Source organism: Microbacterium sp. NPDC058062 (assembly GCF_042885375.1).
GTDB lineage: Bacteria > Actinomycetota > Actinomycetes > Actinomycetales > Microbacteriaceae > Microbacterium > Microbacterium trichothecenolyticum_C.
In genome coordinates, this window is the sequence record NZ_JBHVSC010000006.1 from 147176 (window position 1) to 160137 (window position 12962).

Sequence of the window (12962 nt, forward strand, 5' to 3'; positions counted from 1 at the left end):
TCCGCCGTCTCGTCGGCGGTGTCTTCGGCGCCGGGCACGAGGTCGGAAGTCACCCGTAGAGGGTACTCCCGATTGCATTCCGGTATCGGCATGCCGTTTCCCAGCGCGAACAGAGGAAAGATGCGAAAGGATGGAGGCTTCCCTTCCCCTGACTCGAGGTTGTTCCGTGCGCATTCGCCCGTTCGCCGCCCTGTCCGTCGTCGCCGTGTCGACTCTGCTGCTCGCCGGGTGCACCGGGTCGGCCGATCCGAACGCCACTCCGACGCCGACGTCGACCGCTTCCTCCGAGTGCGGCCTCGACCCCAAGCCGGGTGACGATTCGAATGCCGTGACGGTGTCGGGTGCGGCCCCGGAGCTCACCGCCGAGGTGCCCGCTGATCTGGCGTTCGCCGACCTGCAGCGCACGATCGCGTCGGAGGGCGACGGTGATGACCTCGCCATCGGGCAGCTGGTCTCGGGGCAGTATCAGATCATCGATCCGTCCACCGGCGAGGTCCAGCTCGACTCCACCGACACCTCCCCCGACGACACCGGACTGGTGCCACTGATCGTCAACGACAGCAGCATCATCGGCAGCGCAGTCCTGTGCACCCCGCTCGGATCCGCCGCCGCGTTGACCATCCCCGGCTCGATGCTCGGAGACGGCGCCTCGAACGTCGTGGTGGTCGCTCAGTCCGTCGAGGAGCTCCCGACCGCCGCGACCGGCGATGACCAGGAACCCGTCGCGGGCATGCCGACCGTCGAACTCGCTGACGACGGAGAGCCGACGATCACGGTTGCAGACGATTTCCAGGCACCCGAAACCACCGAGGTCGCGACGCTCAAGAAGGGCGATGGTGCGACCGTGGAATCGGGTGACACCGTGTTCGTCCAGTACACCGGCGTTCTCCCCGATGGGACCGTCTTCGACTCCAGCTGGCAGCGCGGTGCGCCTACGCAGTTCCAGACCACCGGCGTGGTACAGGGCTTCCAGAAGGCGCTGGAGGGCCAGACCGTCGGCTCGCAGGTCATCGCCGTCATTCCCGCAGCTGAAGGCTACGGCGAAGCCGGCCAGGGCTCGATCCCGGCGAACTCGCCCCTCATCTTCGTCGTCGACATCCTCGGCGTGCAGCGCGCCGCCGCCCAGCAGTAACCCGAGGCGGCCGCATCCGGCCCGGCGATAGGCTGGCCGGATGCGGCGCGTCCTCATCCTCGGCTCGACCGGTTCCATCGGCACGCAGGCGCTCGACGTCGTGCGGGCCAACCCCCGGCGGTTCGAGGTGGTGGGTCTCGCTGCGGGATCCGACCGCGAGACGCTCGAGGCGCAGGCGACCGAGTTCGGCGTCGAGAGCACTGCACTCGGGGCTGTCGAGGCCGAGCAGCTCGTGCGTGATGTCGACGCCGACGTCGTGCTCAACGGCATCACCGGTTCCGTCGGCCTCGGTCCGACCCTCGCCGCACTCGAGACAGGTCGCACGCTCGCCCTCGCGAACAAGGAATCCCTCATCGTGGGCGGCGACCTCGTCACGGCGGTCGCGCGCCCCGGGCAGATCGTCCCGGTCGACTCCGAGCACTCCGCCATCGCACAGGCGCTGCGGTCGGGGGAGCGCAGCGAAGTGCGCCGGCTTGTGCTGACGGCATCGGGGGGTCCCTTCCGGGGCCGCACCCGCGCCTCGCTCGAGGGCGTGACCCCGGCCGAGGCCCTCGCGCACCCGACATGGGACATGGGCCGCGTCGTCACGACCAACTCGGCCACCCTCGTCAACAAGGGCCTCGAGGTCATCGAAGCCCACCTGCTCTTCTCCGTGCCCTACTCCGAGATCGATGTCGTCGTGCATCCGCAGTCGATCGTGCACTCGATGGTCGAGTTCGTCGACGGCTCGACGATCGCGCAGGCCTCGCCTCCCGACATGCGCCTGCCGATCTCGCTCGGGCTCGACTGGCCCAACCGCGTCGCCGGCGTCGGCCGGCCGCTCGACTGGACCACCGCGACCTCGTGGACCTTCGAGCCGCTCGACGACGCCGCCTTCCCGGCCGTGCGCCTGGCGAAGCAGGTCGGGCGCGCCGGCGGCACGTACCCTGCCGTGTTCAACGCCGCCAACGAACAGGCGGTCGACGCGTTCCACGAAGGCCGCCTGAGCTTCCTCGGCATCATCGATGTGATCGAGCGCGTGGTCGACAAGCACGACGCCCCTGACGCCCTCACCCGGGACGCTCTCGCCGACGCCGAGGGCTGGGCACGCCGCAAAGCCGACGAGGTCATCGCCGCAGCATCCTGATCCGCCCGGCGTCTCCTTCGTCCCGGGTCGATGCTCGTCCTCAATTGAGGAGCGTTGCCGGAATGCTGACCGCGATCGGCGACCGTCTCCGCATCTCGGCAACCGCCCTCAGTTGAGGAGCGGGGGAGTCAGCGCGGCGCAGGACGTGATGAGCGGCGACCGTCCTCAATCGACGAGCGGGGGAGTCAGCGCGGCGCAGGACGTGAAGCGCCGGGCCCACCGGCGCGCCGCGGGCTCAGGCCTCCGGGTAGACCGGACGCAGGGGGTCGGATGCCGGGGTCTCGTGCTCCGGGTACGGCACCGGCCAGTGCGGCTCGGGCACGGGCCAGCCGGCCCCGCGCAGCGCGCGCCGGGCGAGCTCGCGCGCCGAGTAGGGCGTGCGCACGCCGCGGATGTCACGGTAATCCTGGTGACCGGGGCCGGCCCACAGGATCGCGTCGCCGTCGCCGACGAGCGCGACGGCCTCGATGATCGCGCGCTCGGGCGGCGAGAACTCGTGGATCTCGGCATCCGGCTGCGCGCGACGCGCACCTTCGACCAGGGTCGCGCGGATCGAGTCCGGGTCCTCGTGGCGAGGGTGGTGGTCGGTGATCACGAGGATGTCGCTGCCCTCGACGCCGGTGCGGCCCATGTCGTGGCGCTTCGTGGCGTCGCGGTCGCCGTCGGCGCCGAACAGCATGACGACCTTGCCCGGGGTCACGCGGCGCACCGCCGAGAGCGTCTTCTCGAAGGCGTCGGGGGAGTGGCCGAAGTCGACGTACACCGCGGGGCCGGTCTCGCCCGAGACGAGCTCGGTGCGACCGGGCAGGTAGGCCTCGATCCGGCCGCCGTCGAGAGCCTCCACCAGGCGCTCCCAGGTGTAGCCGCCCTCGTGGATCATCACGATCGCAAGCCCGGCGTTGGCCGCCATGTGCCGGCCGATCACGGGGACGAGCGTGGTCAGCGTGCGCCCGTCGCGGGCCGTGAGGCGGAACTCGGTGCCGACCTGGCGCTCGTCGAGGATCTCGACCACCCAGTCGGCGGCGGCTGCGGCATCCGGATCCGACGCGAGGGCAGGCGTGCCGACGGTGACCGTCGGCACCTCGCTGCGCGCGACGACCTCGGCCCCGGGCTCGGAGTCGACGCAGACGACGGCACGACGCGCGCGGTCGGTCCGGAACAGCGGGAGCTTCGCCTCGAAGTACTCGCGCATGTCGGCGTAGTCGTCGAGGTGGTCGTGGGTGAGGTTCGTGAAGCCGGCGACGTCGAACACGATGCCGTCGACACGGCGGCGGCTGAGCGCCTGCGCGCTCACCTCGACGGCGACCGCTTCCACGCCGCGCTCGCGCATGAGCGCGAGGAGCGCGTGCATCTCGTACGCCTCGGGGGTCGTGAGGCGCGACACGACGACCTGCCCGGCGATGTGGCGCTCGGCGGTCGACGACAGTCCGGTCGTCACGCCGAGCTGCCCGAGGATGCCCTCGAGCAGGTGCGAGACGCTCGTCTTGCCGTTGGTGCCGGTCGTGCCGAACAGTGTGGGGAGGTCGTCGTCGCGTCCCGTGCTGTACACCCAGGCCGACAGCTCGCCCAGGACCGCGCGAGGGTTGTCGACGAGCACCACGGGCAGCCCGCTCGCGGCCGCGGCGTCGGCTCCGGCGGCATCCGTCACCACCGCGACGGCACCCTTCTCGGCGGCCGTGGCGGAGAACTCGGCGCCGTGGCGGTTGACGCCCTGCACCGCGACGAACACGTCGCCGGGGCGGAGATCGGCGGTTGCGAGGGTGAGGCCCGTCAGCGTGGCGTCGGCGACGTCACCGCGGACGTCGACGGCGAAGCGTGCCGCGAGGTCTGCGAGCGAGTGTGTCGGCGGCGCGTCGGGACGGAGTACCGGGGGCAGGTTCGAAGGCGCGTCGGTCGGCATGGCGCATCCATCTTCGCATGGGGGCCGGTCATCGAGCGGCGGGGTGCGCTCGCCCGATGACCGGCGTGGCCTCGTGTCAGGCCTTGCGGCGTCCGCGCACGAGTACGACCACGAGCGCCGCGATCCCGGCGGCGAGTCCGCCGGCCGCCAGCCAGCGCGCGACCGGGTCGGCGGAGGGGACGGATGCCGCGTCTTCGGCATCTGCGGCGGCCGTGACCGCGTCGTCCGATGCGTGGCCGGAGCCGTCGGCGTCACCGTGTCCGGCGTCCGCATCCGCCACGTCGCCCACCGCGACCAGTGGCGCGGGGGCGTCGAGGTCGTGGGGGTCCTCGCCGTCCTCGGCGATCTGGGTCCAGGCGGTCTCGCCCTCCGCACACGTCTGCGTCACAGGGAACGCGAGGGTCGTGTCGGCCGTGCCCTCGGTGAAGAGTACGTCCATCGAGACGGCTGCTTTGAACCCATCCTCGACCGGGGTGTCGGCGGTGTACACGACACGGGTCGGCACGCCGTCGGTGCCGAGTTCGCGCGTGATGGTCCAGCCGCCCTGCACGACCGGCGTCGCGTTGCCGACGCCTTCGGGGATGTCGACGGCGACGGCTGTCGTCGGCGAGCCGTCGCAGCCGTGCGAGAACGAGAAGGTGAGCGTTTCGGTGCCGCCCGCCGACGCCGTCTCGGGGGTGACGTGGACGTGGGCGGATGCGGCGAGCGGCGCGCCGATCGCGAGTGCGAGGCCGGCGGTGACGCCGATCACGACGCGGCGGGTGCGGGCGGAACGGGAGGTGGAATCGGTCATGGCTGTGCTGTCGTCTTTCGTCTGAGTCGTCGGCGGGATCGCCGATCGGGGCGCACCGGCGGGAGCCGGAGGCGCGAGAGGTTCCGGCGCGCGCATCGGGCGCGGGCCGGCGACGGTGCGGCGCGCGGCGCCGCTCAGACGAGTGCGGGAGGACCGCGCCGCGAGACGTCGGACAGGACGACGCGCGCCGCGACGAGCGCAGTGCCGGCAGGTGCCTGCACGAACCGCGGCATCGTCGGCCGCGGCGCGATCGCGCGGGCGCGCGAGAACAGCGAACGGATGCCGCGGCCCAGGGCGCGCAGCATCCGCTCCCCGCCGTACAGCGCGGCGATGGTCGCGATCGCCGCGAGCACGTGCGCGGCGAGCATGGGGGCATCGGGGAGGACGACGGCGCTGAGGTCGCCGCCGAGGTGCGTCACGTGGTGGCCGTGGAGCGCCGCGGGATCGGCGTCGGCGGTCACGGCGAACGCGACGTGGAACAGGCCCTGGCTCGCGAGAACGGTGGCGCCGACGCGCCACGCGGTGAGCCGCCGGCCGATGAGGGCGACCGCGACAGGAGCGGCGAGGATGCCGACCGCCGCGACGAATGCGGGTGACGGTGCGCCGCCCCCGCCGAGGGTGTGCGCCGTGGCGGCGACGACGGTCGCGACCCACGCGGCAGCGGTGCCGCGCAGCGCGCGCACGTGGCGTGGGGTCACGGCTCCTCCTCGCGTCGAGCCTACGGGAGGAGCGAGGCGCCGCCGGCGCGCCCACGGTGGTCCGTCGTCACACCCAACTCAAAGGCTGGCGCGGGTACCGTGAGCGTGTGGAGATCCTCGCGTTCGTCATCGGTGTCGCCCTCATGGTCGTGGGCCTCGCGGTGTCGATCGCGCTGCACGAGCTCGGCCACCTGTGGCCGGCCAAGAAGTTCGGCGTGCGCGTCGGCCAGTACATGATCGGGTTCGGCCCGACGCTGTGGTCGAAGCGGTGGCGCGGCACCGAGTACGGATTCAAGGCGATCCCGCTCGGCGGCTACATCTCGATGGCCGGAATGTACCCGCCGTCGCCGCAGGCGGCGAGACGCGACGGGCGGGCCGCCGGGGGCTTCTTCGCGACCATGGTCCAGGACGCCCGGGACGCGAACGACGAGACGCTGCAGGGCGATGACGACACGCACGTCTTCTACCGCCTCCCGATCTGGAAGCGCATCGTCGTGATGCTCGGCGGTCCGCTGATGAACTTCTTCTTCGCGATCGTGCTGTTCTCGATCCTGCTCACCGGCATCGGCGTGCAGACCGCGACGACCGAGGTCGCGCGGCTGTCGGAGTGCGTCCCGACGACGAGCTCGACCGAGTGCACCGATGCGTCTGCCCCTGCTCCGGCCGAGGCCGCCGGCATCCAGCCCGGCGACGTCATCGTCTCGATCGACGGGGAGCCGGTCGCGGACTTCGCCGAGGCATCCGCCATCATCCGCTCGTCGCCCGGCGAGCAGCTGACCTTCGTCGTCGAACGCGACGGCAGCGAGCAGACCCTGCAGATCACCCCGGCCACGATCCAGACCGAGGTGACGGCCGCCGACGGCACGACCGCCACCCAGGAGGTCGGCTTCGTGGGCATCGGCCCCACCGTCGAATACGTGCAGCAGCCGATCTGGGCAGGACCGCAGATGGCCGTCCAGAACGTCGGCGCGGTCGCGGGCATCATCTGGCAGCTGCCGGCGAAGGTGTGGCAGACCGGCGTCGACCTCGTCACGGGGCAGCCGCGCGATCCGAACGGGCCGCTGAGCATCGTCGGCGCTGGCCGGCTCTCCGGTGAGGTCGCCGCGGCGGACTCTCCCGTGCTCAACCGCGTCGCGGGGTTCCTGTCACTGCTCGCGTCGCTGAACATCGCCCTGTTCGTGTTCAACCTCATCCCGCTGCTGCCGCTGGACGGCGGCCACATCGCGGTGGCCCTCTGGGAGGGCATCAAGCGGGTGTGGGCGAAGCTGTTCCGGCGCCCGCCGCCGAAGCCGGTGGATGCGACCAAGCTCGTGCCGCTCACGTTCGCCGTCTTCGTCGCGCTGCTCGTGATGGGCGGGATCCTCATCCTCGCCGACCTCTTCAACCCCGTCACGCTCTTCTGACGCCCCGCGCACCGGCCGCGGACGATCTTGGTCGGTCGTGTCGAAATCGGTCTTGTCCGTTCGCTGTAGGGATGCAACGGTTCCACTGACGAAAGGACACGACCGTGAAGTACGTGATCATGTTCACCTCGACCCCCGAGCTCGACGCCGCCGTCCCGGATGAGCGCCGCCAGGAGGTCTACGGGCGGATCTACGAGTGGTTCCAGACCAACTCGGAGCAGATCTCCGATGGGGGCGCCGAGCTGATGCCCCTCTCCACCGCGACCACGGTGAAGTACGGACCCGACGGCCCCGTCGTGGTCGACGGGCCGTTCTCCGAGGCCAAGGAGGTCGTCGGCGGGTTCAGCGTGCTCGACGTCCCCGACCTCGACGCCGCGATCGGTCTCGTCAAGACGTGGCCGTCGATGGAGTTCCCCGGCATCGCCATCGAGATCCGCCCGATGGTGACGGACTACAGCCAGTTCGAGTGATGTCCGGAACGGATGCCGCGACCCCGCGCGACCCGGAACACCCGGGCGACGCCGGGGCCGCGGCATCCGATCGGCTCCTCGCTGGAGTGGTGCGCGAGGAGTCCGCGCGCATCACGGCGGCGCTGACCGTCTCGTTCGGAAGCTTCGACGTGGCCGAGGAGGCGGTCGCCGAAGCGGTGGAGGAGGCTCTGCGCGAGTGGCGCGGCCGGGGGATCCCGCCGAAGCCCGGCGCCTGGCTCATGCAGGCCGCGCGGCACAACGCCCTCGACCGGGTGCGGCGCGAGCGCGTGCTCCGCGACAAGGTCGCGCTGCTCCAGCCGGAGCCGTCGGCCGACGGCGCGCCGGCGGACGAGCGGCTCCCGCTCCTCTTCGGATGCTGCCACCCCGCGCTCGCGCCCGACGCCCAGCTCGCCCTCACGCTGCGGGCGGTGTGCGGCCTCACGACCGCGCAGATCGCCCGGGCCACGTTCTCGACCGAGTCCACCACCGGACAGCGGATCTCGCGGGCCAAACGCAAGATCGCCGACAGCGGCATTCCCCTGCGCGTTCCCGAGGGCGCGGACGCCGCCGCGCGCCTCGACCTGGTGCTCACGATCGTGTCGGTGATGTACAGCGAGGCCCACTTCGTGGCGGGGGCGGATGCCGCGGCAGACCGCGACCTCGCCGACGATGCGCTGTGGCTCGCCCGCGTGGTCGCCGAGGCGCTTCCTCGCGCCGCGGAGGCGTGGGGACTGCTGTCGCTGCTGCGGTTCCACCGGGCCCGCGAGTCGGCACGGTCCGTCGACGGCGAGCTCGTGCTGCTCGCGGAACAGGACCGCACACGGTGGGACGCGACGCTGCTCGCCGGCGCGCGCGACGCTCTCGGGCGTGCGGCGCGCCTGCGGCGGCCCGGACGCTGGCAGCTGCACGCGGCGATCGCGGCATGCCACGCGGATGCCGCCGATGCGGCGTCTACCGACTGGCTGCAGGTGCTGACGCTCTACGACATGCTGCTCGGGTACGACCGGTCGCCGGTGGTGCGACTGAACCGCGCGGTGGCGCTCGCGAGGGTCGACGGCGCCGCGGCCGCGCTCGCCGAGGTGGACGCGCTCGAAGATCCGCTCGCACGATCGCATCTGTGGCACGCCGTGCGGGCGTCGCTGCTGCGGGACCTCGGACGCGACGACGAGGCGCTCGCCGCAGACCTCCGCGCGCTCGAGCTCACGGCCAACGAGGCCGAGCGTCGCCTGCTCGCCGCCCGCGCGGCCTCGGCCCCCGGTCGTTGAGCGAGCGTGCGAGTCGAAACGCGCTGAACCCGGCGCAGACCGGATTCCCGAGGCGTCTCGTCTTCGCGCGTCAGAGCGCGCCCCGCTCAACGAACGATCGGTGTCAGGCGGGGACGGGCGCCAGAGCCTGTTCGACCAGGCGCTGGAGCGTCGTCATGCCGTCGCGCGACAGGATCGACTCGAGGTGACCCTGCACGGACGCGAATCCGGGGCCACGCAGCGCGTACACGTCGCCCGAGGCATCGGCTGCGACCTCCGCTTCGCCCACGCGCGTCGTTCCGGCGGGGACGCGTGCGGTGAAGGTGTTGTAGAAGCCGATCGATGCCGGCACGCCGAACACGTCGACCGACTTCTGCAGTCCCTGGTGCGGCGCGTCGAGCGGAGCGAGGTCGATGCCGAACGTGTCGGCGAGGATCTGGTGGCTCAGACACACCGCGAGGAGCGGCCGGCCGGCGGCGCGGCGACGTGCGACGACCTCGCGCATGCGACGGATGCGCGGGCTCGACGCGTCGCGGGGGTCACCCGGCCCCGGGCCGGTCACGAGGAGCTCCGCCGCATCGATCTGCGCGTCGGTGACCTCGCTCCACGGCGAGATCTCGACCTCGAGCCCGAGGTGGCGCAGCTGGTGGGCGAGCATCGTCGTGAAGCGGTCCTCGGCGTCGACGACGAGCGCCGACCGCCCCTCGAAGGATCCGGGTTCGCCCGAGCCCTGCGGGTTCAGCCAGAACTCGGCGAGGCGACCGTTGCGCGACGCCAGCAGCTCGGCGATCGCGGGGTCGTCGGCGAGGCGTCGGGGGGCCGCCGCGGGGGCGTCCTCGTCGATGACCTCGCTGCGCGCGGCCGCGGACTCGGCCGCGGTGTCGCGGGGAACGGCGCCGATCGCGCCGAGCACGCCGGCGGCCTTGCCGTGGGTCTCGCCGACCTCGCCGTACGGGTCGGAGTGGCGCACGAGCGTCGCACCGACCGGCACGCGCAGCCGACCGTCCTGCAGGTAGGCGGTGCGGATGAGGATCGGCGCGTCGAGGTCGTGCGTCGCCTCGCCCGCCGCGAGCGTCTCACGGGGAGTGAAGAGCGCCGCGACGCCCGAGTAGTAGCCGCGGGGAGTCGTCTCGTGACGGGTGATGACCGTGCACGCGTTCTGCATGGGCGAGCCGGTCACCGTGGGCGCGAACATCGTCTCGCGCAGGATGTCGCGCGGGTCGAGCTTGCTGCGGCCCCGCAGCACGTACTCGGTGTGGGTGAGCCGCGACATCTCCTTGAGGTGGGGCCCCGTGATGCGGCCGCCGTCCGAGCAGACGGCGCTCATCATCTTGAGCTCCTCGTCGACGACCATGAAGAGCTCCTCGGTCTCCTTCGTCGAGCGGAGGAACTCGCTGAGCGTCTCGGGGGTCGCCCCTCCCGCCGGGTGGCGGAACGTGCCGGAGATCGGGTTCATCGTCACGACGCCGTCGCGTGCGCTCACGTGCGCCTCGGGGCTTGCGCCCACCGCGACATGGCCGGGGGTGACGACCGCGAAGGTCCAGTACGCGCCCCGCTCGTGCTCGAGGAGGGCCCGGAACCACGTCAGGGCGGCGGTGGCGGCATCCGTCGACACTCCCGCGGTGAAATCGCGACGGATGACGAAGTTGGCGCCCTCGCCGCGACCGATCTCGTCGGCGATCACGCGCCGCACGATGTCGGCATACTCCTCGTCGGCGATGTCGAAGCCGGGGCCGTCGAGGGGGACAGCGGAGGCCGGCAGCTGCGAGAGGGCCTCGTCGCGGGGGAGCGACGCGCGATTCTCGACGATGAGGCACCGCAGCGGCGCACCGTCGTCGTGACACTCGAAGCCGCGCTCGCGCACCTGTCGGAACGGGACCAGGGCGAGCACCTCGTTCGGCGCCCCGGACGCTCCCGTCAGCGGGATGTCGGCGAGGAGGTCGACGTCGACGACGTCGCCGGTCAGCACCTCGACGGTGCGGTCGTCACGCGCGATGAGCGCGAACGGGAGACCGCTCGCAGCGAGGTCGGGAAGGGACGGGGAAGCGGGCCCGGACATGTGCGTCGTCTTTCGTCGTGGGGCGGAGTCCCGTACGAAAAAGAAGACCGCCCCGTGGGCGGTCTGTGGTCACGCGAAACCCACCGCCTATGCGGTGAGCCACCAGGAGAGGTGCGCGGACATGCGCCGAACCTACCACACGCCCGATCCGGCCATCGGCCCACCGGCCCCGCGTTACGCACCATACTGAGGCGAGCCCCGTCTCCTCCCATCCCCGCGCCGCGGAGGTACGCCATGACCCAGCTGACCATCACCGAGCGCTCGCCCGAACCCGAGCGGCCGGCGCGTCCGCGCCGCCGCGGTCCGTCGATCGCCGACCGCATCCGCAACATGGGGGAGCAGCGCACCGGCGCGCTGCTGCTGGTGCTCGCGACACTCGTCGCGATCGTGTGGGCGAACATCTCCGCGACGTCCTACCACGACTTCTGGGAGACGGAGCTGACCGTCGGGTTCGGCGACATCCACCTCGAGTTCACGCTGCATGCGCTCGTCAACGACGCGCTCATGGCGATCTTCTTCTTCACCGTCGGGCTCGAGGTGCGCCGGGAGTTCGCGATCGGCGAGCTCACGAGCTGGTCGCGCGCGATGATCCCCGTCATGGCCGCCATCGCGGGGCTGCTCGTGCCGGCCGGGCTCTTCCTCGCGATCGCCGCCGGATCCGGCAGCGAGCACGCGTGGGGCGTCGTGATCTCGACCGACACCGCGTTCCTCGTCGGCGCGCTCGCCCTCATCGGGCCTCGCGCCTCCGGCCGATTGCGCGTCTTCCTGCTCGCGCTCGCGGTCGTGGACGACATCGGGGCGCTGAGCATCATCGCGCTCTTCTACACCGAGAACTTCACGCCGTTGCCGCTCGTCGTCGCCGCGGTCGGGCTCGCGGGCATCTACTTCACCCGCTACGTGCGCCGCGGCCGCGGCCCCATCTACGCGACCCTGTCGATCATCGTGTGGCTGGCGTTCCTCGCGTCCGGCGTGCACCCGACGCTGGCCGGTGTCGCCATCGCGCTGCTGATCCCGGTCTACCGGCCGAATCGCCGCGACGTGGAGCAGGCGCTCGAGCTCGCCCGGGTGTTCCGCCAGTCGCCCAACACCGAGTACGCCCGGCAGGCGGCGAACAGCCTGCGCGAATCGATCTCCATCAACGAGCGGCTGCAGTCGGCGTACTCCCCGTACGTGGCCTACGTCATCCTCCCGCTGTTCGCGCTCGCCAACGCGGGCGTCGAGATCTCGGGGCCGATCCTCGCGGCGGCCGTGCAGTCGCCGGTCACGTGGGCCATCATCGTCGGGCTCGTGGTCGGCAAGTTCGTCGGTGTCTTCGGCGCGGCCGCGATCATGAAGGTGTTCAAGCTCGGCGAGTTCGGACTCGGGCTCACCCTCGACCGCATCGCCGGCGGCGCGATGCTGTGCGGCATCGGGTTCACGATCTCGCTCTTCATCATCGATCTCGCGATCGACGACCCCGGCGTGCAGAACGAGGCGCGCGTCGGCGTGCTCGCAGCATCCGTCCTCGCGTTCATCCTCGCGGCGATCATGTTCCGCATCTCGGATGCGCGACGGCCCGACGACGACGGCGGACGCACCCTGGTGCGTGCGGTCGACCCCAAGCGCGACCACATCTACGGCGACGTGAACGCCCCGCTCACGATCGTCGAGTACGGCGACTTCCAGTGCCCGTTCTGCCTCAAGGCGTCCGGATCGATCGAGGAGGTGCGCCGCGAGCTCGGCGACCGGCTGCGCTACGTCTGGCGGCACGCCCCGCTCGAGCGGCAGCATCCCAACGCGCTCGCCGCGGCGGAGGCCGCCGAAGCGGCGAACCTGCAGGGCAGGCTGCCGGAGTTCTCACGCAGCCTGTTCGCCGATCAGGACCACCAGCTGCCGTCCGACATCATCCGGCGCGCCCGCGAGCTCGGTCTCGACGTCGAGCGCTTCGAGGAGGATCTCAGCTCGCCCAAGGTGACCGAGCGGGTGCGGGACGACATGTTGGATGCCGAGGCGATGGACATCACGTCGGTGCCGACGTTCTTCATCAATGGCGTGCGGCACGTGGGGCCGTACGACGCGCGCACGCTCGTGCGCGCCCTCACGGGCTCGGAGGCGGAAGGGACCGGCAGCCCGCCCGCGCCCCGCGCCGACGCGTAGG

10 protein-coding genes are annotated in these 12962 nt (G+C 71.7%); 6 read left to right on the forward strand and 4 right to left on the reverse strand.

The genetic code is table 11. The features are described 5' to 3' along the window. Window positions 1-166: 166 nt before the first annotated feature. Both ACFVSU_RS18925 and dxr read left to right on the forward strand, forming a co-directional pair. Window positions 167-1132 carry an FKBP-type peptidyl-prolyl cis-trans isomerase gene (locus ACFVSU_RS18925; protein WP_387146537.1) on the forward strand — a complete coding sequence of 322 codons (966 nt, stop codon included), beginning with the start codon at window positions 167-169 and terminating at the stop codon, window positions 1130-1132. 40 nt (window positions 1133-1172) lie between these two features. Next, entirely contained in the window at window positions 1173-2258 is a 1086-nt protein-coding gene (gene dxr, locus ACFVSU_RS18930; RefSeq protein ID WP_387146540.1) for a 1-deoxy-D-xylulose-5-phosphate reductoisomerase, read from the forward strand. Between the two features lie 235 nt (window positions 2259-2493). Here dxr and ACFVSU_RS18935 read toward each other — a convergent pair whose 3' ends face one another. The 3 genes from ACFVSU_RS18935 to ACFVSU_RS18945 all read right to left on the reverse strand — a co-directional run bounded on the left by ACFVSU_RS18935 (window position 2494) and on the right by ACFVSU_RS18945 (window position 5649). Further along, window positions 2494-4158 (reverse strand): Mur ligase family protein, encoded by a 1665-nt coding sequence (locus ACFVSU_RS18935; protein WP_387146543.1) that lies wholly within the window; start codon window positions 4156-4158, stop codon window positions 2494-2496. A gap of 76 nt (window positions 4159-4234) precedes the next feature. Beyond that, entirely contained in the window at window positions 4235-4951 is a 717-nt protein-coding gene (locus tag ACFVSU_RS18940; protein WP_387146546.1) for a YcnI family protein, read from the reverse strand. 134 nt (window positions 4952-5085) lie between these two features. After that, on the reverse strand, window positions 5086-5649 hold the full coding sequence (locus ACFVSU_RS18945) for a hypothetical protein (RefSeq protein WP_387146549.1): 564 nt from the start codon (window positions 5647-5649) through the stop codon (window positions 5086-5088). Between the two features lie 107 nt (window positions 5650-5756). On the opposite strand from ACFVSU_RS18945, the gene ACFVSU_RS18950 reads away from it, so the two are divergent. The 3 genes from ACFVSU_RS18950 to ACFVSU_RS18960 all read left to right on the forward strand — a co-directional run bounded on the left by ACFVSU_RS18950 (window position 5757) and on the right by ACFVSU_RS18960 (window position 8787). Continuing rightward, on the forward strand, window positions 5757-7052 hold the full coding sequence (locus tag ACFVSU_RS18950; protein ID WP_387146552.1) for a M50 family metallopeptidase: 1296 nt from the start codon (window positions 5757-5759) through the stop codon (window positions 7050-7052). Window positions 7053-7156: 104 nt separating this feature from the next. After that, entirely contained in the window at window positions 7157-7522 is a 366-nt protein-coding gene (locus tag ACFVSU_RS18955; protein ID WP_310289688.1) for a YciI family protein, read from the forward strand. Next, the gene (locus tag ACFVSU_RS18960; protein ID WP_387146993.1) at window positions 7522-8787 is read left to right on the forward strand and encodes an RNA polymerase sigma factor; all 1266 of its coding nucleotides are present in this window, start codon (window positions 7522-7524) and stop codon (window positions 8785-8787) included. Before ACFVSU_RS18955 ends, ACFVSU_RS18960 begins: the two co-directional genes overlap by 1 nt. Window positions 8788-8890: 103 nt before the next feature. Here ACFVSU_RS18960 and ACFVSU_RS18965 read toward each other — a convergent pair whose 3' ends face one another. Further along, entirely contained in the window at window positions 8891-10825 is a 1935-nt protein-coding gene (locus ACFVSU_RS18965; RefSeq protein ID WP_387146556.1) for an anthranilate synthase family protein, read from the reverse strand. Window positions 10826-11059: 234 nt separating this feature from the next. Here ACFVSU_RS18965 and nhaA point away from each other — a divergent pair, with 234 nt between their 5' ends. Beyond that, a complete protein-coding gene (gene nhaA / locus ACFVSU_RS18970; protein ID WP_387146559.1) occupies window positions 11060-12961 on the forward strand; it encodes a Na+/H+ antiporter NhaA in 1902 nt (633 codons plus the stop codon). Window position 12962: the final 1 nt, after the last annotated feature.